General features: G+C 46.0%; 17 protein-coding genes. All 17 read right to left on the reverse strand.

Features of this window, described 5'->3' with window-relative positions:
• Window positions 1–100: 100 nt before the first annotated feature.
• Window positions 101–1753, reverse strand: a complete 1653-nt coding sequence (locus tag HPS57_RS08375) for a tetratricopeptide repeat protein (RefSeq protein ID WP_172182091.1) — start codon at window positions 1751–1753, stop codon at window positions 101–103.
• Window positions 1754–2223: 470 nt separating this feature from the next.
• Entirely contained in the window at window positions 2224–5403 is a 3180-nt protein-coding gene (locus HPS57_RS08380; RefSeq protein ID WP_172182094.1) for a glycoside hydrolase family 2 TIM barrel-domain containing protein, read from the reverse strand.
• Between the two features lie 153 nt (window positions 5404–5556).
• On the reverse strand, window positions 5557–6036 hold the full coding sequence (gene ispF, locus HPS57_RS08385) for a 2-C-methyl-D-erythritol 2,4-cyclodiphosphate synthase (protein ID WP_172182097.1): 480 nt from the start codon (window positions 6034–6036) through the stop codon (window positions 5557–5559).
• Window positions 6037–6154: 118 nt separating this feature from the next.
• Complete coding sequence (porV, locus tag HPS57_RS08390; protein WP_172182099.1) at window positions 6155–7345, reverse strand: type IX secretion system outer membrane channel protein PorV; 1191 nt, start codon at window positions 7343–7345, stop codon at window positions 6155–6157.
• 109 nt (window positions 7346–7454) lie between these two features.
• Window positions 7455–11006 (reverse strand): type IX secretion system sortase PorU, encoded by a 3552-nt coding sequence (porU, locus tag HPS57_RS08395; protein WP_216653392.1) that lies wholly within the window; start codon window positions 11004–11006, stop codon window positions 7455–7457.
• A gap of 13 nt (window positions 11007–11019) precedes the next feature.
• A complete protein-coding gene (locus tag HPS57_RS08400) occupies window positions 11020–11658 on the reverse strand; it encodes a fumarylacetoacetate hydrolase family protein (protein ID WP_172182101.1) in 639 nt (212 codons plus the stop codon).
• 158 nt (window positions 11659–11816) lie between these two features.
• On the reverse strand, window positions 11817–12809 hold the full coding sequence (gene tsf, locus HPS57_RS08405; protein ID WP_172182103.1) for a translation elongation factor Ts: 993 nt from the start codon (window positions 12807–12809) through the stop codon (window positions 11817–11819).
• A gap of 86 nt (window positions 12810–12895) precedes the next feature.
• Window positions 12896–13693, reverse strand: a complete 798-nt coding sequence (gene rpsB / locus HPS57_RS08410; RefSeq protein ID WP_135940521.1) for a 30S ribosomal protein S2 — start codon at window positions 13691–13693, stop codon at window positions 12896–12898.
• 149 nt (window positions 13694–13842) lie between these two features.
• Window positions 13843–14229: a 30S ribosomal protein S9 gene (gene rpsI, locus HPS57_RS08415; RefSeq protein ID WP_135940520.1), complete on the reverse strand. Its 387-nt coding sequence runs from the start codon at window positions 14227–14229 to the stop codon at window positions 13843–13845.
• Window positions 14230–14242: 13 nt separating this feature from the next.
• Entirely contained in the window at window positions 14243–14704 is a 462-nt protein-coding gene (gene rplM, locus HPS57_RS08420) for a 50S ribosomal protein L13 (protein WP_135940519.1), read from the reverse strand.
• A gap of 219 nt (window positions 14705–14923) precedes the next feature.
• Window positions 14924–15184, reverse strand: coding sequence for a hypothetical protein (locus HPS57_RS08425; protein ID WP_172182105.1), 261 nt, complete (start codon window positions 15182–15184; stop codon window positions 14924–14926).
• A 63-nt stretch (window positions 15185–15247) separates the two neighbouring features.
• Window positions 15248–15712 carry an Imm44 family immunity protein gene (locus tag HPS57_RS08430; protein WP_172182107.1) on the reverse strand — a complete coding sequence of 155 codons (465 nt, stop codon included), beginning with the start codon at window positions 15710–15712 and terminating at the stop codon, window positions 15248–15250.
• A 112-nt stretch (window positions 15713–15824) separates the two neighbouring features.
• On the reverse strand, window positions 15825–16487 hold the full coding sequence (locus tag HPS57_RS08435; RefSeq protein WP_172182109.1) for a hypothetical protein: 663 nt from the start codon (window positions 16485–16487) through the stop codon (window positions 15825–15827).
• A gap of 63 nt (window positions 16488–16550) precedes the next feature.
• Window positions 16551–17015, reverse strand: coding sequence for an Imm44 family immunity protein (locus HPS57_RS08440; protein ID WP_501981538.1), 465 nt, complete (start codon window positions 17013–17015; stop codon window positions 16551–16553).
• 274 nt (window positions 17016–17289) lie between these two features.
• The gene (locus HPS57_RS08445; RefSeq protein ID WP_172182113.1) at window positions 17290–18120 is read right to left on the reverse strand and encodes a hypothetical protein; all 831 of its coding nucleotides are present in this window, start codon (window positions 18118–18120) and stop codon (window positions 17290–17292) included.
• A gap of 54 nt (window positions 18121–18174) precedes the next feature.
• On the reverse strand, window positions 18175–18642 hold the full coding sequence (locus HPS57_RS08450; protein WP_501981539.1) for an Imm44 family immunity protein: 468 nt from the start codon (window positions 18640–18642) through the stop codon (window positions 18175–18177).
• A 25-nt stretch (window positions 18643–18667) separates the two neighbouring features.
• Complete coding sequence (locus HPS57_RS08455; RefSeq protein ID WP_172182117.1) at window positions 18668–24910, reverse strand: RHS repeat-associated core domain-containing protein; 6243 nt, start codon at window positions 24908–24910, stop codon at window positions 18668–18670.
• Window positions 24911–24915 lie beyond the last annotated feature (5 nt).

Raw genomic sequence — 24915 nt, forward strand, 5'->3', positions numbered from 1 at the left:
AAAAAATGAGTACAATTAGTACACGACAGTTACCCTACCACGTACTAATAGCATAGCAATCAAAGAATTACATAAAAAGTACAATTAGTACATTACGGTGTCATAGCTTGGAAATGTTGTGTGTGAACGTCCTTGCTCCAGCTTCATTGAAGATTTTCTTGTTCAAACTACTACGCAGATTTGTGACATTCTGCTTCGTCATATCCATCAGCACAGCTATCTCCGAAGGAACAAAACCTATGCGTGTCAGAACGCAAACTCTTAGTTCGTCATCAGTGAAACGAACTGAGGTGGCTTCAAGTGAAGCAAGGAAATCCGGAATATGATTGCCAACAACATCTATCAATGCAGACCATTCAACCGTGGTTGGCTGCGTCAGCTTGGAAGCATGGCTGTGCATGATAGTGACAATTTGATGCTTTTGAAGGTTTTGTTCCCAGGCAAGCCTGTCGACATCCAAATTATCACGGTACATTGAAAGGTCTTTCTCCAACTCACCAATTTTCTCCAATAATGAAGCCTCATAGGAAACTCCATTCTCCTTGTATTTTTTATATTCTTCCAAAGCCTCATTGTAATCATGCAATGCCAAGGCGTATTTGCTATTAAGCTCTCTTTTTTCTGCAAGTACCTTTTTTCGGTACTTTATATAAAAAGTGTAAATTGTGCCAAGAACTAATACTGATGCCACAAAGCAAAAGAACAATATACGCCATAGATTTTGTACTTCCTTGGATTTTTTCAAAGCCTCCTGCTGGTGAGAAGAATAGTCGTAAAGGGATTGTGCCCTGCCCACTTCCTTTGCAGAGTTCCTTATGTTTGCCGTGTCATTGGCATCGGCATAGAGTCTCGCATATTTCACGACAGAGTCAGCCTGATGCAAGTCCATATAAACCTCCATCAAACCTTTATAACCATTCTCGAGGTTCATTATTTCCTTATCATAAGCGACAAGCTTCCTATAATAATAAAGGGCGGAGTCTATGTTACAAAATTTATGATAATATTCTCCTAAACAATAGTAAAAGAGCTCGCATCCTTTTTTCATATTACCATTCTTGTCCACCAAACCTGATTTTGAAACATATTCGTCAATCTCACATTTTGCCTCGTCCAAGGCATTTCGTTCCAAATTATAAGATATTGTGGTAGCCAATTCTGATGCAGCCAAGGCATCCTCACCGAGTGCTTTGAATGCTTTGTATGTCTTTTTGGAAATATCTGCAGATTTTTCTTTATTGCCTGCCAGTCTATACGTACTAGCAATTCTTCCCAGACAGTGCACTGCCATAAGTGTATCTTTGGCATTCCTCGCCATGGTAATAGCACTGTTCCACATCTCCAGTTCCTTCTGTGGATAGCGTTGCTTATGGAACAGTTCCGCCATTTGGGCATAGATTCTTCCCAACAATTCATAATTACAATTACTTGAAGTCGTATCGGCAAGGTTCACGGCTTTCATGTAGTACTCCAGTGCCGTAGGGCTGTTGCCCTTGTCACGGTGGACGCAGCCAATCATATAGTTTGCGCGGATGCGTTCCTCCATTGTGCCGTGGGAGTCATAGAAATGGAGGACTGAGTCCATAAAAACGGCATTTTTCATAGAGACATAGTCAGAGTTCATCTTCTCCGCTTTTGTAAGCAACTCGCTCATACGCTTCCTCTCGCCTGGAGTGGTGCATGATGACTGTGTCACAGCCATGATGACGGATGCAACGAGGGTATAAATTATATGTTTAGGTCGTATTGTCATTTGTGTATGGTCGGGCAAATTCTCATTTCACATGCAAAGGTAATGATTTTTTACATAAAACCACACATTATGATAGCAAAATCCTGATTTCAACGACATTTTTCACAGACATGCGGCATAATGGATTTCTTCTTTGAGGCGTATTTCTCAAAGGATAGGTATCGCTCTAAGAAAAGAAAGAAAAGAAAGAAACAAAAGAATCTGCTCTGCCTTTGCATTGTCTTATCCATGTGGATTAGAGGGCTTATAGAGGAATGATTTTGTTGTTGAAGATTCTTTTGTTTCTTTCTTTTCTTAGAGCGATACCAACCTTTGAGCGAAAGGTAACGGTTTGCATGGTAAAAGATAACACTTTATACAACAAAAGGTTACCTTTCACAGTGCGAAAGGTAACCTTTTAAATTATAATTTATAATAAATTGATTTACAATGTATTATAACATTAATTCTTTATTAACAGCCATGGCACATCAATATGCCACGCGGATATGCAGGCGGTGCTTCTTGTTCTTGTCGATGCTGTACTTCTTCAGCACACCCGGACCGCAAGAGCTGTTGCCGATGCCAAGCACGGCGCAGTCGACGGTGAGGATGGTGTAGTCGCCTTCCTTCAGCTCGTGGTCATGACGCACGGAAGCTATGTCCTGCGGAGTGTAGTGGAGGGCAGAGAAAGAGAACGGCTCGTCAACGGCTGTCACACGCACTTTCCTGCCGGAAGCGGTGGCGAGTTCCACGTAGGAGGTCTCACGGTGGTTGCCACAATCCTGCGGCACAGGGTAATGGGCGTACTCATCCGTCACCTTTGAACGCCACAGCCCGATGTGACAGGAACGCCAGCGGTCAGGATAGGTATCCCACGGGCCACGGCCGTAATATGCCAGCTGCTCATAGTCCTTTGGCAGTCGGAGCTGCAGACCGAGACGAGGAAGCTCGGGAAGCTCGCCACGGAACTCATATTCCTGCACGATGTCAAGCGGAGAACCAGCCTTGCTGCTGCCGCCGGCAGCATTGCTGAAGGTTGTTGTGACAACTATGCTGCCAGCTGTGTATTTGTACTCCTCTACCCTAATGACACTGCCGTCGCCATTGATTTTTTCCTCCAAAACGCTCACCTCAGGCGAATCGAGACGGTTTTTCTTCCAGTCCTTGGCAAGCCAGTTGCCGAAAGACTTGTCATTGTCTGTCGGAGCGCGGAACAATGATGCGGAAACCGCTGCACGCAGCGCCTTGGCGTCCATGCCCGACTTGCCGGATTTCTGCATCGGCTGTGACTTTGCGAAGTCCATAACATCACCGGAGAGGCAGAACTGCTCGTCGGACACCTTCATGCCGTCACGCATTACGGTGAGGTTCAGGAGTGTCTGCGCACCGGTTTCCGCCTTGGTCGGCAAGCCTTTTATCGTCAGAAGGGCGCTGTCGCCCGGCTGCACCTCAGGCAGAAGGATGTCAAACGGTTTCCTTGTTTTGCCGTTGACAATGACTTGTCCGCTGACCTTGTAGCCGGCAAGGGTTATGTGGTGGTTGCGGTTTATGACATAGATCGCGTCACCGTGCTTGCTGAACTGCACAGGGGAATAGACGTGCTTCACCTCGTAATACTTGGCAGTCAGTTCGCGGTCGCACTTTACGACACCGTTCAGGCAGAACGCCTTAAGATTAGGTTTGTCGCCGAAATCTCCGCCATAAGCCACCCAACGGCGATTGCCGGAAGGCTGTTTGCCGGTCGCTTTTGCAACTGTGCCTTCCGCAGGGACAATGATTCCTTGGTCAACCCAGTCCCAGATGAAGCCGCCAAGCATACGCGGATTGGAATAAATCTCGTCCCAATATTCCTGGAAATTGCCGAGTGCGTTACCCATACAGTGGGCATATTCAGATGTGAGGACAGGGCGTTGGTCGAGTACAGGGCCATTGACCGTCTGCTGATACCACTTGCGCTGCGCTATGCCGAGCAGGAATTCCCAACGCGCATTCTCGGCACGTTCCTTGTCACTTCCCTCCGGCACTCCCGGATTGAGATACTCCTGCATCACACGCGGATAGAAGCGTGAGATGACATCGACACACTCAGGGTCGGCTATCTCCTCCGTTCCTCCGACACTTCCCTGCGCTCCCTCGTAGTGAACGAAGCGTGTGGGGTCGAATTCATGCAGCCAGCCTGCCATGGCACTGTGGTTTGCGCCATAGCCACTCTCGTTACCGAGACTCCAGAAGACTACGGAAGCGTGGTTCTTGTCGCGCTCCGCAACACGGATCATGCGGTCCATCATAGCGTCGTTCCAGTCAGGCGTGGAGGTGAACTCACCGCGCACGCCGTGGTTTTCGGCATTTGCCTCGTCAAGGACATAGAGCCCGAGGGAGTCGCAAAGCTCATACCAGCGCGGTGTGCTCGGATAGTGGGAGGTGCGCACGGCGTTGATGTTCGCCTGCTTCATGAGACGGATGTCCTGCAACATACGCTCTTCGGTCATCACACGCGCCTTGAAAGGGTCGTGCTCCAGACGGTTGACGCCACGGAAACGCACCTGCTTGCCGTTGACGAGAAACATGCCATGACGGATAGCGAGCTGTCGGAAACCTATTTTCTGAGTGATGCACTCAGTCGGTTGTGACGAGTCTGGTGACATCAACTGTATCTTCAGCGTGTACAAATAAGGAGTCTCCGCTGTCCATGGGTGCACGTTCCGGACGAGTGTGTCAAGGCGTGCGAACTTCATTCTGCCACGCTGCGGATACCATTCATTCATGACCGCGCCCTTATGGTTAAGGTTCAGCACAGGTTCGGCGTCGGTCTTCATCGTTGCAACCTCCTTGCCGTCGGCATCAAAGAGTGTCGCCACGATGGCATATCCCTTGGCATCATTGCCGTCAAGGGATTGGAGTTTGGGGTTTATTTGAAGGTGGAAATTGCGGTATGTGTCGTCCGCAGCAACGGTGCGCACGGCGAAATCACACATACGGAGTGCCGGTGTGTGGAACAATGTGACACTTCTGTGGACTCCGGCGAAACGCCATGCGTCCTGGTCTTCGAGGTATGAGCCGTCACTATACTTATAGACGGTGAGTTCTATGTCGTTATCCTTTGAACCTTTGTTAAGGAACGAGGTGATGTCAAATTCTGCCGGAGAGCATGAATCCTGGGAATAGCCTACCCTCTTGCCGTTGACGGAGACATAGAAGGCAGACATCACGCCGTCGAAACGGATGTATGTATGTCCGCCGTCCGACAGCCATTCGGCAGGGACGGTGAACTTCCGGCGGTACTGTCCCGTAGGGTTGCGCTCGATGAATGCTGTATAAGCCTGCTTCGGCTCGTCCATGACGAAAGGCGGATTGACCTTGAAGGTGTAGCCGGAGGAGGAGTAAATCGGTGTGCCATAGCCGGAAACTTCCCAAATGGCAGGCACGGCAATTGTGCCCCATTGTGCCTGTTCTATCTTCTCAGGGACAGGTGCCCAACGGAAATCCCACTGTCCGTCGAGTGTCATTTGGCGGTCGCCGGGCGTGGAATGGTAGGGAATGAATCCTGCGCGTGCAGGTTCTCGGTTGATTTGCAGCACGTGGTTATCCTCGTAAACAGCCTTTTGGGCTGCACCGGGCAACGAGGAGAAGGCTGCAAGGAGTAATGGTAGAAATCTTGTCAGTCGCATTTGATAAGGTTATGTTGGTCGTTTGATAAATTGTTTCGGTCATATCAATATTGACAGTATTGTCAATAATGTCAGTATTGTCAGAGACGACAGTAATGACAGTACTGTCAATACTGTCAGTCGGTACTATCGTAATTGTCGCCACTTCGCTGCCTAATCCTTCTCGATAAGCACCACAGCGTAGGCGGAGATGCCCTCTTCCCTGCCGGTGAAACCGAGTTTTTCGGTGGTGGTTGCCTTTATGGAGATGTCCTCTTCGTCACATTCAAGGACTTCGGCAAGGCATTGCTTCATCGCCGGGACATGGGGATTGATTTTCGGACGCTCGGCACAGACGGTGGCATCGATGTTGCCGAGACGATAGCCTTTCTGCGCTATGAGGTCACGAGTCTTGCGCAGAAGGATTTTGGAGTCTATGCCGTCGGTCTCCGCTGCCGTGTCCGGAAAATGGAAACCTATATCACGCATATTTGCGGCACCGAGCATGGCGTCGCAAATGGCATGGATAAGCACGTCGGCATCACTATGGCCGAGAAGTCCGAGGGTGTGTTCTATCTTTATTCCGCCAAGCCAAAGGTCGCGGTCTTCAACAAGTTTATGGACATCAAAGCCCATTCCTACACGGATTTTCATTATGTCGTTATAACAGGTTAGTGGTTGTGGTTACTGCTTTTTTGCAGAAAAGAATGCTACAAAGTTAGCACATTTTCCTGAGAAGTGCAAATAAAAAAGGATTTGTTTGGCAGAAGCCTTAGCGTCTGCCAAACAAATCCTTTATTCCGTCCATGTCGAATGCAAGCGAGAAGCGTAATGTCTGGTCGAGCGGACTGCTGTTCGCCTTGGAGACAACATAGCCCACATCGAGTGAGAAGACATTCATTCTAAAGCCCGCACCGACAGTATAGTATTTTCTGTTGCCTTTGCTTTCCGCCTCATGGTGATAGCCTGCACGGAGAGAGAACTTGTCATTGTAGACATACTCCGCACCTATGCTCCACTGGATTTCTTCGAGTTCCTCCTTGAAACCGCCGGGAGCGTCGGAAAAACTCTTGAACATTCCGGAGATAGAACCTATGTCGTAATACACCTCATCGGCATACTCGTCAAGCGTTGCTGCATTTGTCTCACCGTTGGCTTTTGCCTCCTCAAACTTTGCAAGTGACGGATAGGACGGCACAAGCAGCTTGTTGGCATCGGCGGCGATGGTGAAACGGTTGTACTCATTGATAGGTATCATCAATGAAGCGCCGAGTCGGAGGTTTGTAGGGATGAACTCTGAGCGTGTAGAGCCTCCGAAAGTGATTTTCGAACCGATGTTGGAGACATTCAAGCCAAGGCCGAGCTGGCATTCACGGCTTCCAAGATTGATATAGTCCTGATAGTAACAAGCGATGTCTGCACCAAATGCTCCTGACGCCGATGTCTCCTCCGTCTGGCTGTAGGACATGTCGGAACGGAGGTAGCGGACGGCAGCAGCAAGGGAAAATTTCTCACTGAGCATCATGGAGTATGCCACATCGAGAGACATCTCGTAAGGCTTTATGGACATGTTTTCATCACCGCCGTCAAAGAAAACCTCACCAAGGGAGAAATAGCGGATAGAGCCCGAGATGGCAGAATAGTCACCTATACGGTAGTAGCCTGCAAGGTAAGCGATGTCCATATCTCCCACAAGCTGGCGCAACCATGGAGTATAGTTCAGGGAAACTCCTGCCCTTGAGATGCAGAACGGATATTTCGCCGGGTTCCAATACTGTGAGGCCACATCCGGGTCGGTTGCCGCTCCGACATCACCAAAACCTCCACCACGTGCGTCAGGCGCAATGGTCTGGGAGACAAGGGCTGTATGGATAGGGTTGAACATGTTACGCTTTTCGTCTTCAGCAGAAGCTGTCAGAACTGCCAGGAAAAGCAGGAGCAACGTGACTGTTTTCTTTGTCATTATTGTATAGTGTTTTGTTTGCTTGTTAAAGGTGTTTACCCTCGCCTTGTTATGGCACTGTCACACGAAAGCATGCATGCTTCATGCAGAGGGCTTTGCGTGGAAGGCATCAGTCGTCAAGTATGACAATCTTCTTCGCCTTTGTTGTTCTTGAAGCACCATCGCAGGAAAGTCGGGCACGATAGAGGTAGACTCCTGTAGCCAGACGACTGCCATCGGAGGTGCTGCCGTCCCAATCCAGGCGTGAGGCAGCTATGTCAGAGCCGGCTGTTTCTGAGATTCTGTGCAGCAGACGCCCACTCATGTCAAAGATTTCGATGTCTATGTCGACAGGAGAGCCTGCACGGTCGTGAGAGACAATGAATGTGGTCAGTTCGCGGACAGGATTCTTTGTGGCTGTGACATTAAGATAGTTCGGGTCAAGTCCTCTCACGACATTGAACGACAAGGTTGTCGTGGACGGATTGTTCAATATGTCCCAAGCCCGGAAACGGAGAGTATGGCGTCCCTCGCTCAACTCCGGTATGCTGAAATGCACCGCACCTGAAGTATATGTTCCGAAATCATATTGGAAACAGTCATTGAGGTTGTAGGTCATTGCCGCGTCATTGTCTATGGTCAGCTGCATGTCATGACCTATACCGGCGCCTGAGGCGTTGATGCCGTTGTTGTCCCTAATCTCTGCGACAAAGTACGGAGTGGAGTTGACATTTCCGCCATTGACGAACATCGGAGAGTTAAGGTAGCAGTACAGGGAAGGACCTATGGAATCATTGAACACCTCTTCCGTGCCTCCGACAAGGAATCTGTCAGTCTCGCCATTGGCAACCTTTGACGCATCACTGTTGTAGGCGAACATTGTCACAAGACCGTTTTTGTCAGAGTAGTTTATGTCCTTTGAGACAGCGAAATTGACCACGAATTTTCCTTTGCGCACACTGTCAGTTCCGGAATAGAGGACTTTTGTGCGGTCTATGTATTGGAATGGCGAGTCATCTGAGTTCCCCAATGTTGTAAGCTGTTCGGCATTGTCGCGTATCATCACAGAGATTCGTCCGTCAAAATCGTCCACTGCTTCTCCGTCTTTTGAGATATGTCCCACGACACGCACTTTGCCATTAGCGCGGATTGTCGGCATTTCACCACGTGCAAGGTCAGCGTTGTTGATGCTGTCGACAACACATTTGTACAATGGGACGTTAAGGGCAAGTGCCGGGTCGCCAAGCAACGAATAATGGTGCTTGTTCTTCGTCCTGTCAAGGCCTAATGTTGCGAGCTGCGTCTTGGCTATCATGTTAGCCTCGCCCAAGGTTGTGCGCTTGCCGTTCTTTACTGTAAGCAGGGCTTTCAGGAATTCATCGTTCATATATTTGTTGTAGAAAGCCAGCACTGTGCGCGTTGTGCCGAAGAACGCCACGCCACCACCCTTTTCATTCAGGATTACCGTCTCGCCTATCGTGGATGAGTTTCCGTCAAACGGTCCGACATCACATGAGGCGGTTATCCATAAAGGAAGGTTTGTGTTACGGAAGTCCTCAAAGTCTGTAAGGCGCAGCACATACTCATGGGAGATGGATTCCGGTGCGCCGTGACCTACATAATCCATAATCAGTGCACCGTTCTTCTGCTGTGTCTTTATGATGTTCTCAACCTCAGGATAACGATTTCCTGTGGCAGACATAGTACGTTTATAAGCGTCCCAATATACCTTTTTGACATTGTAGCCCGGAAAATCCTTGATGATACTGTCAGCTACGGAGTTAATGTCAGTCATGTGCAGGTTGTTGTCTCCGTCATCCCCAAGGAACATCATGATGTTCTGCCAGTCGCCGACATTTTTGTTTTCGGCATAGGAGATTGTCTTGTCAACAAGTATCTTCGCCTCTGTCGGTGTTGTCACAGGGAATCTTCCGATTGCAATATCCGGAGTTCCTGTGTATGAACCGCTACGTACAAGAGCCTCATTGTCGTCAAGCATTGCGATGAAATCATCGGAAACGAGACAATTTTCCGCATTGTATGAGTTCTCACTCTCATAGCAGAGCAGAAGATTGTCAGCATTCAGACCTCTGCATCCTGACGAGAGAAGGCGGTTGTCCCACTTGCTATCACCGAAAAGAAGAAGGTATTTCGGATATTTTTTCTCATCGCCACGGTCATAAAGCATCTTCATGTAACGGCGGTATGCTGAGACATCAGGCGTTCCGCTTGAGAACTCATTGTACAGTTCATCGGCAGGAACAATACGGACTGACAGGCCGTCATGCTTCTCATGGTGCTCTTTAAGGCGTGTTGCCTGTGCCAGCAAGGTCTGGGATGTAGGGATTATTATCGTCATATCGACTATTGAGTCGCCATGATGGTCTTGGTTCATGATACGATAGACATACTCTGCCACAGGAAATGTCCCGTTCTGCAAGTCCGGAGCCGGGCGTGGAGTTGATGTGCGGAGGGAGAGATAGTCAAGACGCAAAGGTCCTCCGGAAAGGCATGTCAGCGTTACGGTGTCAGTAGGATGTGTATTCACATTGTATGTCACTGTGGTGAACATTGCCTTGTCATACTTTGACAGTGATATTGTTGTCTCCGGATATTCTTTACCGTTGACAGTCAGGCGGAATGTGCTGTTTGTCCCTGCCGTGACACAAGCGGTCAGCACTCCGGAAGTGTCGTCTCCCGGTGTGTCCAAATAATATGTCTTGCTGCTGCCAAGAGCTATTTGTGCAGCTTCAACAAGGTTTCGTCCACCTTCATACCACGCAAAATCGTCCACTTCATAAAGACTGTGATAGTCGTCGGCAACAGGATAATTGGCTGCCAACAGTTCTGCATCACTAACCAACAGTGGCTCTTCATCTGTCTGGGTGATGAAGTAATAGCCTTTTGAGGAATAAGGATTGCGTGTCCTGACGTTAGATGTTGTGCTGTCCCATGACACAGGTCCTTTGGCAAAAAACAGGCGTTTGCCATTGACAATGCACGAAGGGACTTCCTGCAAATCATCCGTTTTCGTGATGTAGTCAGGAGAAAGGACCTCTGGCACAAGATTTCCTCCATAGCCGTAAATCTTCACCTTGTTTATATCGGTGAACCCTGCCCATTTCACAACATTATCGGTGAGTTGGTAAAACCCTGTTGACGGTACAGCAATCTTTGCCCATGTACCTTCCTTCAGCACAGAATGGGTGGCATAGCGTCCTGTTGCATCAAGCTCTGCTGACGAGGAACGCCGGCGCGTATTGCTTTTTGCCTTGCCTGAATCTGCTTTCGGGAAGGCCTCCACTTTCAGCATGAAACTGACAAGGAAACGGTATTTCCCGTTATGGAACACCACCGGAGTCAGTGAGAAAAGCATGTAAGGCCGCTTCTTGTTGACAATGACCGTTTGCTCCACATCAGGAAGAGACGGTGGGATTTCTCCTGCCAGACGGCTGTAACTGTCAATATCCTTCTGCGACATCTCCAAGAATTCCGGATAAAGAATCTCACAGACATATACAGAATCCTCATAGTCAAGTGGCAACGGCATAGTGTGGTTGACCTTCGGGAGCATGGAGTCGACATTGACATCCTCTGCCGTAAGGTTAAAGAATCGCTGTGCTCCGACTGCATCTGCTGTCAGAACAAACAATATAATCAATATGTAACGTGCCACTTTCATAATTCTGTATTTTTTATTTCACATGGAAATCAAGGACTTTGCGCCCTTCTATATAGCCTTCGAGGTGGTTGCCTATGCTCACGGGTCCAACGCCTGCCGGAGTGCCTGTATACAGAAGGTCGCCTGTCTTCAATGTAAAGTACTGCGAGATGTATGCTATCAGATGGTCAACATTATGAATCATGTCCGAAGAGCATCCTTCCTGCACTGTCTTGCCGTCAATGTCAAGATTGAAATGTATGCCTTGAATGTCAAGAAACTTTTCTTTCTCTACAAATTCTCCGATAACCGCCGAACCGTCAAAGCCTTTGCATATCTCCCACGGCTGCCCTTCCTCACGCAGTTTTTTCTGCAATTCACGCGCTGTAAAGTCTATGCCTACTGTCACAGCGTCGTAGTAACGGTGGGCGAAACGTTCAGGAATACTCTTGCCAAGGCGGCAGATGCGCACCACAAGTTCTGTCTCATAGTCCACCTGCCCCATGAATTCCGGAAGGAAAAACGGCTTGCCATCCTTCAACAGAGCAGAGTCTGCCTTGGTGAAAATGACAGGATTGCGCTCTGCGGAATCACTTGCGCTCTGTTGTAATAACGCAGTTTTTATCTCTTTATTGTGTAGGGCATAGTTCATGCCCACTGCAAATATCTTCATAACAATGAAAAAAGCGCCAGCACCAAGTATGGCACTGACGCGGATATATTGTTTCAACAAGGTGGAAACCAAAGGGTTTCGACCCTTAAAAACTCAACAAAACAGATTCCGCAGCCCTGCCCACAAAGGCAGAATCTATTGGAATCCCCAAGGACTTATTAGTCTGCCTGAAGAGTGAAACGCTTGAAAGCGACCACAGTAAGTTCCTTGTCTGCAGCCTGGAGGTACTGTGCCACTGTCTGCTTAGAGTCCTGGATGAACTCCTGGTTGAGAAGACAGCACTCCTTGAAGAACTTGTTGACACGTCCCTTTGCGATATTCTCAATCATCTGCATGTTGAGGCTTGCAGCCTTCTCTGCTGACACAGTGGCGATGATTTCCTTTGCCTTGGCAACATCCTCAGCTGTGATCCAGCCTTTGCCCATGTTTGACTCCATGTGGTCCTCAGAGTCAACGTGTGCAGGATTGATGCCCGCCTTCTTCAGTGCGTTCTCAACAGCCTTCTGCACCTGCTCCTGCTTTGACTTCTCTACAGCAACATTGTACTCCTCGTCGATAGTAGCCTGTGGTACAGACTTCTCGTCAAGAGCGACAGGATTCATGGCAGCAACCTGCATTGCAACAGCGTGAGCCTGCTCAGCAGCCGGCTTGTTGGTCTGTACGAGTGTACAGAGACCGTTGCGGTTCATGTGGTTGTAAGCGTCGATGTTGTCGCCCTCAAGGAACATGTATCCGTCAAGCTCCATCTTCTCACCAGTAACACCGGAACGCTCAACTACAGCGTCAGCAACCTTCTGTCCGTTAGCGAGCACGAGTTCAGACACTTCCTCAACAGACTTAGCCTTTGCTGCAACAGCAGCATCAAGGATGTCCTGTGTCAGTTTGATATAGTCTGCGCCATTTGCAACGAAGTCTGTCTCACACTTCAAAGCGATGATAGCTGCGAAGCCCTCACCAACTTTAGCAAGTACACAACCGTTAGATGTCTCACGATCAGCACGCTTTGCAGCGATAGCCTGACCTTTCTGGCGGAGGATATCCTTAGCCTTGTCCATATCGCCCTCAGCCTCTGTGAGAGCCTTCTTAACATCAGCAAGACCGGCACCTGTCATGGTGCGGAGCTTCTTGATGTCTTCCATTGATACAGCCATTGTATTTCTTGTATTTAAAGGGTTAATAAGATGTAAAGATGCAAAGCGGTTTTGCATCTTTACATCTGTGTTCTTTTGAAATAATATTACTCTGCAGCAGCTTCTGCCTCAGCCTTGCGTGCACGACCTGCACGCTTCTTGCCCTCAGCAGCTTCCTCTGCCTGCTCAGCAGCAGCCTTCTCGTCTGCCTTCTCAGCCTTGCGCTCCTCAAGACCCTCTGCGATTGCCTGGCAGCAAGCACCGAGGATAGCGTTGATAGAGTCCTTAGCGTCGTCGTTTGCAGGGATTGGGAAATTAACCTTGTTAGGGTCAGAGTTTGTATCGCAGATAGCGAATACAGGGATTCCCAGACGCTGTGCCTCAGCGATAGCGATGTGCTCCTTGGCAACATCGATAACGAAGAGTGCAGAAGGGAGACGTGTCAGGTCGGCGATAGAACCGAGGTTCTTCTCAAGCTTCGCACGCTGGCGTGAAATCTGGAGGAGCTCACGCTTAGAGAGGTTTGAGAATGTGCCGTCAGCCATCATCTTGTCTATGTTCGTCATTTTCTTGATAGCCTTACGTATTGTTGGGAAGTTGGTGAGCATACCGCCGGCCCAACGCTCGTTAACGTATGGCATGTTTACGCTTGCAGCCTTCTCGGCAACAATGTCCTTAGCCTGTTTTTTAGTAGCGACGAACAGGATCTTCTTTCCTGACTTTGCGATTTGCTTGAGAGCCTCTGCAGCAGTGTCTGTCATTGCGACAGTCTTATGCAGGTCTATGATGTGAATGCCATTGCGCTCCATGAAGATGTAAGGAGCCATAGCCGGATTCCACTTGCGGCGGAGGTGTCCGAAATGACAGCCTGCCTGGAGTAACTGGTCAAAATTTGTTCTTGCCATTTTTCTTTGTTTGTTTACGTTCTTTTTAAATTCTTTGGTTAGAATCAGCCGACGAGTAGCCTTGCGGGTCTCACCGGTTTAGATACTAAACTGCTGTTCTCTTTTGTGAAGCCTTTACTATTATATATAATAATGTTGGCAATCCCAATTTAACGCTTAGAGAACTGGAAGCGACGGCGTGCCTTTGGCTGACCCGGCTTCTTACGCTCAACAGAACGTGCGTCACGTGTGATGAAGCCTGCTGCGCGGAGTGCCTTCTTGTCGTCAGCGTTAATCTTAACGAGTGCGCGTGCGATAGCAAGGCGGAGAGCCTGGCTCTGACCTGTGAAGCCGCCACCGTCAAGGTTAGCCTTAATGTCATACTTCTCTGCCACCTCAAGGAGCTGCAGTGGCTGCTTAACCACGTACTGGAGGATAGCTGATGGGAAGTACTGTGTCAAATCCTTCTTGTTGATTGTGATCTTGCCTGTACCTTCTGTAAGATACACACGAGCTACAGAGCTCTTACGGCGACCGAGTGCATTAATCTGTTCCATCTTTACCTGCTAATTATTTGTACTGGTTAATATCAATAGCCTTTGGCTGCTGAGCCTGCTGCTGGTGCTCTGTACCCTCATAGATGTAGAGGTTGTTCAAGAGATGACGACCGAGCGGACCTTTTGGGAGCATGCCCTTCACTGCATGACGGAGCATCTTGTCCACACCGTCCTTCTTTGTACGGAGCTGTGCAGGAGTAGTGAAACGCTGACCTCCAGGATAGCCTGTGTAACGGGTGTAGACCTTGTCAGTCTCCTTCTTGCCGGTGAAAACGACCTTAGCGGCGTTGATGATGATTACATTGTCACCACAATCTACGTGAGGGGTGAAAGTTGGCTTGTACTTACCGCGGATGAGCTTAGCTACCTTAGAAGCGAGACGACCAACAACCTGGTCTGTTGCGTCAACCACAACCCACTCCTTCTTTGCTGTCTCCTTGTTTACGGAAATAGTCTTGTAACTTAAAGTGTTCATTTCTTTAATTAAAATATTACTACTAAAAAACTTTCTTCTGTGCCGAGATTCCCTAACCGCCATGCACGGCCAAATGCATGACTATTAACACTACGACACATGGAGGCTCTAAGAAAACCTCCAGGCATAATCGGATTGCAAAGGTACAACTTTTTAAATACATACGCACATACATGTACACGCGAAAGCATATCTTTTAAATTTAAATAACAATATATACTACAAAAACATACATATCCAGTGAATCAGGACTTTAAGAATAGCAATCCCCAAGGCGGTATACCTATGCAAAAGCGCAAATCCTCCGCTCGCCAATGCACCTCCTGTAAGCCCGCCAACTGCCATGCCAAGATAAGTAGTAGGAGAACTGTAGTTCCATGCAAAAGGATTCAGCTCACCATGGTTGGATGCAACACCACCAAGGTAAACTCCGGCAATAATAGCAAAAACACCAAGAAAAGACTCGCCATCCTTATCCACATAGCATAATAGGGCTGTAATGCGGCAACGAGAATTGCCACTTTACTGCCCTGTCATGGCATTTCACACATCACACCCTATGCTGCGGAAGAACTCACGCATATCATTATTGAAACGCTCTTTGTCGAAACTCTTGCGGATAGCAACTGGATATTTCAGGCTTTCAAGGAATTCCATGACAGTGTGCGCTATGATGTTGTAGCCTTCTTCCTTGGAGGTGTAGGCAAATGATTTGTCCAAAGCTATGCCACAAATGTATTTTCTTACAATACGAATCGAATCAAAATATTCCATTCCCTTAGGAGGAGTAATCGTTTTATCACGATAATATTTGGGGCGAGCAACCATCTTTTTATCCCATTCGTCACCTATACAGGTTAAATCAATTTCATATGTCCCTACATCTTCCGAATAAGACTTGTCTTTAAAATACTCCAACATAAATTTTCCAATTTCCTCTATTTCTGCCACTTTACCTGTTCTAGCTAAAACAAAAGAAACATAAAACATACTTAATTTCATTTCCATAATAATATCTATTTTTTTATAATGTATTATCTAAATATTCTATTCCCAGGTGGTAATTCTCCGTTAACAATAGCATATCCATAAATAAAATATTTTTCCATTATCTTAATAGTCAATAAGTTTTTCCCTTTCGCACATCTGTATAATAACCATCCCTTGTTGCAACAAGGGCATAAGTTATGCCTTCCTTATTATTTTTGAACATTCTACGCCTTATACCCTCTATTTCCTTATCCCTTTTCATTATCAGCTGCGCATTGTCATACATGAAGCCGGCTGCAGGAGCACCATAAGCGACAGGTATAAGGACATTGTCAGCAACTCCTAATCCGGTAACATCATCGGCTACCAAGCCCACAGAAACCGTGGTGGCATATTGGAACGAGCGATAATTCCATGAAGCATTCTCTATCGCCTCATCGACTGCCGGCGTAGGGTCTGTGGAATAGTTTCGTATGCCGCCACCTCCACCGGCGGCAGTGCTCCAATGAAAATCATACTTCCAGCCTGTCCCCACTCCGGCTCCAAGTCCTGCTCCGGCAACAGTAACACCGGCAGACACATAAGGAGTTGCAACCGTTCCGGCAAGCGCAAATCCTCCGCTCGCCAATGCACCTCCGGTCAATCCACCGAAAGCCATGCCAAGGTAAGTAGTAGGAGAACTGTAGTTCCATGCAAAAGGATTCAGCTCACCATGGTTGGATGCAACACCTCCAAGGTAAACTCCGGCAATAATAGCTAAAACACCAAGAAAAGACTCGCCATCCGTATACACATAGCATAATAGGGCTGTAATGCGGCAACGAGAATTGCCACTTTACTGCCCTGTCACGACATTTCACACATCACACCCTATGCTGCGGAAGAACTCGCGCATGTCATTGTTGAAACGCTCTTTGTCAAAACTCTTGCGGATAGCGACTGGGTATTTCAGATTCTCAAGGAATTCCATGACTGTATGCGCTATAATGTTGTAGCCTTCTTCCTTGGAGGTGTAGGCGAAAGTGGAAAACTCCAATATAGTACCACAACAAAATTCTTTGAAGAGTCTGACAGGCTTTAACCCATCTACACCATTCGGATTTATGAGTTTATCACTATAATAGCGTGGTCGTGGTACACGATCCCACTCTGGATTAAAATCAACACAATCTATTGACATACTATAAACGTCTACTTTGTCTGAATAAGTTTTATCCACAAAATAGTTCTCCATTAGTAGACGAATTTCTTTTATATCCTCTATCTTTGAAGTAGAGCGTAAATCTTTCCAATAACTGGATAAATAAATATATGTTTTCATACAAAAAATATAAATAGTCCTAAGTTTGTCCACAAAATAAAAACGGCATTATTTTTCAATCGTTATTTGTTGATTTATCTTTTCCTTTTCTGCCTGTTCTTTTGGATTAAAGCCATAGGTTTCACTCAATTTATTAAAGATAGTGCCAGCAGAAAACATGGAACTTTTAACAATCTGCCCCAGAAATTATTAGCATCAAACTTATTTTTATGGTGCTTTCAGCATTCGTATTATCTAAATATTCTATTTCCAGGAGGCAAATGACCGTGTTCAATTACATAATCATATATATATACATTTTCTCTTTAACCTTTATTTCCATTTGATTACCTCTAAACAATTTTATCATTTCTAAATTATTCTGCTCATAATAGCTTCCAGGAGACCTCTCATGAGGGTGGATAGTTTCCCCATATTTCCACACATCACCCGTATGCAGATCTGTTCTTCCTTTTCGCACATCTGTATAATATCCATCTTTAGTCGCTACAAGGGCATAGGTAAAGCCTTGATTAGGCTTGAATATACGATTCCTTATACCCTCTATTTCCTTATCCCTTTTCATTATCAGCTGCGCATTGTCATACATGAAACCGGCTGCGGCAGCACCATAAGCAGCAGGTATAAGGACATTGTCAGCAACTCCTAATCCAGTAACATCATCAGCAACCAATCCCATAGAAACCGTGGTGGCATATTGGAACGAGCGATAATTCCATGAAGCATTCTCTATCGCCTCATCGACTGCCGGCGTAGGGTCGGTGGAATAGTTTCGTATGCCGCCACCTCCACCGGCGGCAGTGCTCCAATGAAAATCATACTTCCAACCTGTCCCTACTCCGGCTCCAAGTCCTGCTCCGGCAACAGTAACACCGGCAGACACATAAGGAGTAGCAACGGTTCCGGCAAGCGCAAATCCTCCGCTCGCCAATGCACCTCCGGTAAGCCCACCAACTGCCATGCCAAGGTAAGTCGTAGGAGAACTGTAGTTCCATGCAAAAGGATTCAGTTCACCATGGTTGGATGCTACACCTCCAAGGTAAATACCTGTAATAATAGCTAAGACACCAAGAACTGACTCGCCATCCTTGTCAGCATAGCACAATAGGGCTGTAATGCGGCAACAAGAGTTGCCACTTTACTGCCCTGTCATGACATTTCACACATCACACCCTATGCTGCGGAAGAACTCACGCATATCATCATTGAAACGCTCTTTGTCGAAACTCTTGCGGATAGCAACTGGATATTTCAGATTCTCAAGGAATTCCATGACTGTATGCGCTATAATGTTGTAGCCTTCTTGTTTAGAGGTATAGGCAAATGTTGTGAACTCCAAAAGAATTTCACACCAAAACTCTTTGACAACTCTTACTGGGTTTAGGATTTCCAGCCCCTTAGGTGGATTAAGAACTTTGTCACTTATATAATATGGACGTGAAATATGATCAAACTCAGGGTTAAAAATAATGCAAGTCAGTGAGATACAGTATGTGTCCACTTTATCTGAATAGTTCTTATTCGCAAAAAAGTTCTTCATGAGCTCTTCTATTTCGCCTATTTCACTTTTTTTCGACGTTTCGTCCAAATCTTTCCAATAACAAGACATTAGAAATTTTACATTCATAACATTGGTGTGATTAAATTATTAACTATCTAAATACTTTGTTGCCAGGGGGCAATGTCCAATTTTGAATAAAGTAATCATATAGATACATTTTCTCCATAACCTTTATTTCCATTTGGGAGCCCCAAAACAAATACTTCATATCTAAATTGTTTGTTTCATAAAATTGTTTTGTATATCTTCTCCTTCCCTGTATAGTCTCCCCATATTTCCACACCTCACCTTTATGCAAATAGGTTGTTCCATTTCGCACATCCGGATATACAGTATCTTTAGTCGCAACAAGAGCATAGGTTACGCCTTGCCTTGGCTTATATGTCCGGCTTCTTATACCCTCTATTTCCTTATCCCTTTTCATTATCAGCTGCGCATTGTCGTACATGAAACCGGCTGCGGCAGCACCATAAGCAGCAGGTATAAGGACATTGTCAGCAACTCCTAACCCAGTAACATCATCGGCAACCAATGCCATAGAAACCGTGGTGGCATATTGGAACGAACGGAAGTTCCATGAAGCATTCTCTATCGCCTCATCGACTGCAGGCGTTGGGTCGGTGGAATAGTTTCGTATACCGCCACCTCCACCGGCGGCAGTGCTCCAATGGAAATCATACTTCCAACCTGTCCCTACTCCGGCTCCAAGTCCTGCTCCGGCAACAGTAACACCGGCAGACACATAAGGAGTTGCAACCGTTCCGGCAAGCGCAAATCCTCCGCTCGCCAATGCACCTCCGGTAAGCCCGCCAACTGCCATGCCAAGGTAAGTAGTAGGAGAACTGTAGTTCCATGCAAAAGGATTCAGCTCACCATGGTTGGATGCAACACCACCAAGGTAAACTCCTACAATAATACCAAAGATACAAACAAACGACTCTCCATCCTTATCAACATTGTACAATGGATTATTCATCGCATAAGTGTAGCGGTTGAAATTCTGCGGCATTTCCGGGTTCTGCACATTGGGGTCAGGAGAAAGGAAGCGTCCCAAGGCAGGGTCATAGAGACGAGCATTCATGTTTATCAGCCCAAACCAAGGGAGATGTTCATGACCGGTGTACCCTCTGCCAAGGAACAGCTCCGGCTCTTCACCGGGTGCATACACTTTATGATTAACAGGGCTACGCAAACGTCCCCATGCGTCAAAACTCAATTTTTCTTTGCTGCCATCCGGAGAAATGACAAGCATGACGTTGCCGAGTATGTCACGTCCGATTTGGTAGAGAGTGTCAGAAACCCCATCTCTAACAAGCACTACTGGGGCATCATAATAGTCGCCAAGCAGATAAAGCTTCTCCACTGATGAAGAAGGTTTCTCGTCAAGCTCATAGCAACCACCCAAATAATGACGTGTCAGGATATTCTGTCCATCCTTTGAGACACTCATTTTCACACGGTCATAAGCCGAATTGTAAGTGAAAGAAGCTGTGACACCATTTTCCTCTATTGTGGACGGACGTTGGAAAGAGGTGTAAGTGATGGTCTGAGTGCATAACGGTACAGCATTGCCTGACTGTGCCACACCGGATACAGCATAAGGTTTTTCAGGCAGACCATATTCAAAAGAACCGACATCACTCTTTTCTATTATGTTGCCTTTTTCATCATAAGTAACAATGTTGTCGCCAAAGGATATAAGTCTGTTTTGGTCATCATAGCCAAAAGATGTAATTCTTTCCTTGAGCTGATAGAAATCTCCAACCTTATGCCTCATCCTATCCTTTCTTTGTGTCATGTTGGAAGTGGCAGGGTCAAACGAATAATTGAAACCCAGACACGATCCGCCTCTCCTAGTCATAGAATATGACTTTGGCAAACCGTAAGTGGTGTAGTAATATTTATGGATGAAGCCATGCGAATTGATTTCCGTCGGATTTCCAAAATTGTCTTCCTTCAACAACTTATATATACTTGTAAAGCCATTCAGTCTGACTTGTACCAGATGACCATTCGTATAGGTATAATTTTCTGTTACCAATTCTCCCAAATTGGATGTAAACTTTACAGAGCTGACATTTCCATCCGAGTAAGCAAACTCTTTGCGCAGCCACTTTCCGTCTGCTCCCAAATCAGCATATAAAGTCAATCTTCCATAGTCATCTCTTGCATACGCTTTGCCTGTACCGTTCGTTGACGCAATCAAAAAAAGCTCATCTCTGTTGTTATAATTATACGATGTCGAGAACTCCGGATTCGTTGTTTTCACCAACCTGTTGTAGACGTCATACTCATGGGTGATAACCTCTCCATTGGCATTTGTCACTTTCGAGATGTTTCCAGCATCATCGTATTCATACACAGTTGTGCCGGAGCTTGGGTCAGAGAGAACGGTCTGTCTCCTATACTTATCATACTCGAATGTCGTTGTGACATCACCGGGTGCTGTTATGGAAGTTGGCTGACCGTCTGCATAAAGATTGTATGTGACAGTGCCACTTGGGTCTGTCACAGAAATCAGATTGCCTTGGGCATCATAATCACGTGTAGTTGCAACATTGTTCTCAACTGTTGTTATGCCGGTATCATCATAACTGTATGTGGTTGTCTTGCCTGATGCCTCTGCAAATGACAGAACGCGATTATATTCATCGTATGTATATGTGTTCCAATACGATGCGCTACCGTCGACAAATGGCAGTGAGACTTTTTCCAAATTACCATACGAATCATACTGGCGGTCAATACTCCGTAGTTTCCCATCAAACCGCACATCGGTACTACGCACTTCCCTATCAAGGGCATCATACACGACAGACGTTGTCGGTTTCCCTGTCGCAGAGTGAGTTATGGAATACAGGCCATTGGGGCCAGACGAATCCCACGCAAAATCTGTCGTTTCAGTTGTTCCGTCCGGATAAGATACACTCTTCTTACGTCCGAAGGAGTCATAAGAGTATGTCGTGACACCATTCCTATGGTCTGTGAAACTTGCAAGTCTTCCTAAATTGTCGTATGTATATTCATTCGTGAGTCCCATAGGGCTTGTGACTTTCGTCACACGTCCATGAGAGTCGTATTCATACGATGTTTTTTGCCTGTCAGCAGAGGCATATAGCTTTATTGTCTCAGAGGTAGGATTTCCATACTTATCATAAAGATAAGCGTGTTCCTTTACTGCATTCCCATCTTTGTAATAAACCTTTACGTTTGGCAAACGGTACAAAAAGGCAGGAATATACAATCGTTCTGTGTAGGAAGAGCCATTGCGGGTGACTGTGGAAGTCTGATCTACCAAGAATCCCAGATTGTAGCCATTCCCCACCACATTGTCATTGGCATATTTATTGACTTTTCTGATTTGGATGCCATCGGAATACGAGATGTTTTCTTCTGTAGGATAGCCATAGGCATCATACACATAGGCCATTGTTGCAGAAGTCCCTTTCAGCAGGTCTTTTGCAACTTGTTCTGTCATACGGACTTTTGCAATTTTGTTTGGTTGTACACTTACAGAATAAGTGTATGAATTATCAGAAACAGGTGATACCTCTCTTTTCAGCAAGCTGAACCGGTAAGGCTCATAAGTACGGACAGTGCTTTGCCCTCTCTTGTTATATGTTGTCACCTGTTCAAATCCGCGGAATCCAAGTCCCTGACGGTGAATGACAGCATTATTATAAGAAAAATAGTTTTTGTCAATCTGTAAACCGTTCATATAAATTGCAGCGGACGAAATCACGGTCAACGGCTCATTAATGTTCACATAAGGGAATACAGCACCATATCCTTTTGTGTATAAAGGATAAGGTCTGAGTTCTTCTTCACCTGATTCACTCTCATTAATCTGAGCGTAGTTGTTCTTCTCTATGACTCCCAAACTGTTAACCATGCCTGTAACCATAGACTCTTGGCTGTCATTCCTTGAAAAAGAATATTTGGTGACGATTCCTTTTTCAAGGCGTACCATCTGCGTGAAGCTGTTATGGCTGTTGATGTTTGTCGGTATGAAGATAGAGTTTGCCGATGGGCAGTCATAGTGCAATGTATACAAACCCACATTATTATTTTTGGCCAAATATGTGGAGAATCCATTTTTATGATATTTAATCATGTCTGTTACTCCATCACCGTTTACATCCTGTATGATGAAACCGGTATTCTCCACGTTTTCATTTTTAGTCCCTATAAAAGTGGAGCTTTCAAACTGACCGTTCCCTTTAGAGTTATATACAGTCCACAAGAATTTATCCGAACCATAATCTGTTGCATACATTCTAGGAGAAACCAATATGTCCATCAGCCCATCTCCATTAAACTCTCCAAGCAATACGTCACGCTCCGCACAAGCGGATTTTTTCAACCCTGTATAGGTTGCAACCTTGCGTGGAGTACATGTGCTGCCGGAAACATCAAAAGTGTATATATTCACTCCACTTTCATCAATATGGCATATATCAGTTTTTCCGTCACCATCATAATCCATGACAAACAACTTGTCCGAATTATTGGCAGCTGCCTGCGGGTCACTTTGCTGTGTACCCACGAAATCGACATTATATGGAAGTATATGGCTCTGGTGCAGGATTTTATCGTTTGCCAAATCAAAGAGATAGCACCTTGAAGGCCTGCCGGCATCTCCAAAAGGCTGATGGATGGACATAGCCAACACCTCCATTTTTCCATCACCATTGAAATCTCCTGCATAATAGAATTTCGGTTGGATGCTTTGTCCACCGTCCGCATCGGTATACACGGTAGGGAAAGTGTAGGTTCGTGTGTAAGCCTTGTACAGACCATACATCACACTCGACCTATAGACATTAAACACAACTTTATCGTTACCATTTTCAACATAATTATTGACCTTGATAACATATTCCTCTTGTTTTCCTTCCAAATCAGCACATAGAATATCCACGAAGCCGTTTTCTGTATACAGATTCGGCATGGGAGCTGCCCAATCATCCTTCAGACCGGTGTACAGGAAGATTTTCTCATCACCCTTGTACATATTGTCAAACCTGTTTTGAGAATGCCGGAACATTGTGGAATGACGATAATGCTTCCAATATGGGTTCAGATTCGGAAGAGCGATCAATCCATCTGCCCCACTATCATAGTCAAACTTGCCTTTTACAACCTTTATCATGCTTGGCTTGGATGCTTCATACCATTCAATCAGCTGGGTCGTACTTGCTGTATAATCAGAAGCTATGTCGCCTTTTCCATAATAAAACAGTAAAGGGTTATAGGATCTACCAGAAGCAGTATAGTAATCAATACGTGCCAGCAAAGTTCTATCATTCTTTGTTGAATACTGCAGTATGTAAGTACCTAATACTGCAGAGCCTAACTTACATGTTATGCTCTCCAGCAGTTCTGGTTCGTAATTTTTCAGACCGCCTGCAAAATGAAGAATGGGGTCAGGGCGTGATTTCTGATACTTAAATACAACAGAAGCCCCATTATAGGAAATGTGGGAAATATTGTAATGATTGTCAGAAAAAGAATATGAATAATTTATTACATTGCCTTTCAAATCCTTAAGAGACACAAGCGGATAATATAACTGGTTCTGAGAATTTGCTGTATAGCCAAAAACGCCCTGAGTTCCATCCGGATTGAAAACCTTGAAATACTTCATTATCGTTCCGGAGAAATAGCCTTGGACTTGGATATTGCCTTGCTCTGACTCATACGACACATAACTGCTTGTCTGTCCGGTCTTTATCAGACGGATGCCATTAAGCAAAAAAGCATCACCATTATCCATGGCAATCCCCTGCGGACTCCCATCATGATACATGGTCTGCCCACAGCGGGAAATCATAGAAATTCCGGAGATCGCCCAACCTACGCCCATAATGGAATTGCCTTGCTGACTATTATACACCAAGGATAAATTTGGATTAAAGCCTTTCATGCCCGGATACACATCTATCGGAACTTCATAAGTTTTTGCTCCTGTGGGTGATGTTCCTGAACTTATGTTTATCTTGCCTACCTCCTTGGAGATATCCAAATCTATCGAGTCAGGCACATAAGAAGCTGCCGTTAGCGAAGAAACTGCCCGGAGTTCCTTTTCTTTAGTATTGTCAACAGATGCACTGTCTGCTTTCCGTGCTATGACAGGAGGATATAATCCGGCACGGACAGAATCCTCATAATGGTTGTAATCTTCATCTGTCCACTTGGCAAATTTATCATCCTCATCATAAACATCCATGACATTCTGTACAGGACTTGGGAACACAGTGGCTGCCTTAGCCTCTACAAATGACGCATTGAATGCAAAAAATGCACTTACAATCAAGCACAAGAGTCGTTTCATAATGA

The organism is Palleniella intestinalis (assembly GCF_013166595.1).
In the GTDB taxonomy this organism is placed as follows: Bacteria; Bacteroidota; Bacteroidia; order Bacteroidales; family Bacteroidaceae; genus Prevotella; species Prevotella intestinalis.

What these genes read in the sequence shown, in the direction of transcription:
- HPS57_RS08375 (WP_172182091.1), bottom strand. Translation starts at nt 1,753, where the DNA reads ATGACAATACGACCTAAACATATAATTTATACCCTCGTTGCATCCGTC.
- HPS57_RS08380 (WP_172182094.1), bottom strand. Translation starts at nt 5,403, where the DNA reads ATGCGACTGACAAGATTTCTACCATTACTCCTTGCAGCCTTCTCCTCG.
- ispF (WP_172182097.1), bottom strand. Translation starts at nt 6,036, where the DNA reads ATGAAAATCCGTGTAGGAATGGGCTTTGATGTCCATAAACTTGTTGAA.
- porV (WP_172182099.1), bottom strand. Translation starts at nt 7,345, where the DNA reads ATGACAAAGAAAACAGTCACGTTGCTCCTGCTTTTCCTGGCAGTTCTG.
- porU (WP_216653392.1), bottom strand. Translation starts at nt 11,006, where the DNA reads ATGAAAGTGGCACGTTACATATTGATTATATTGTTTGTTCTGACAGCA.
- HPS57_RS08400 (WP_172182101.1), bottom strand. Translation starts at nt 11,658, where the DNA reads ATGAAGATATTTGCAGTGGGCATGAACTATGCCCTACACAATAAAGAG.
- tsf (WP_172182103.1), bottom strand. Translation starts at nt 12,809, where the DNA reads ATGGCTGTATCAATGGAAGACATCAAGAAGCTCCGCACCATGACAGGT.
- rpsB (WP_135940521.1), bottom strand. Translation starts at nt 13,693, where the DNA reads ATGGCAAGAACAAATTTTGACCAGTTACTCCAGGCAGGCTGTCATTTC.
- rpsI (WP_135940520.1), bottom strand. Translation starts at nt 14,229, where the DNA reads ATGGAACAGATTAATGCACTCGGTCGCCGTAAGAGCTCTGTAGCTCGT.
- rplM (WP_135940519.1), bottom strand. Translation starts at nt 14,704, where the DNA reads ATGAACACTTTAAGTTACAAGACTATTTCCGTAAACAAGGAGACAGCA.
- HPS57_RS08430 (WP_172182107.1), bottom strand. Translation starts at nt 15,712, where the DNA reads ATGGAAATGAAATTAAGTATGTTTTATGTTTCTTTTGTTTTAGCTAGA.
- HPS57_RS08440 (WP_501981538.1), bottom strand. Translation starts at nt 17,015, where the DNA reads ATGAAAACATATATTTATTTATCCAGTTATTGGAAAGATTTACGCTCT.
- HPS57_RS08450 (WP_501981539.1), bottom strand. Translation starts at nt 18,642, where the DNA reads ATGAATGTAAAATTTCTAATGTCTTGTTATTGGAAAGATTTGGACGAA.
- HPS57_RS08455 (WP_172182117.1), bottom strand. Translation starts at nt 24,910, where the DNA reads ATGAAACGACTCTTGTGCTTGATTGTAAGTGCATTTTTTGCATTCAAT.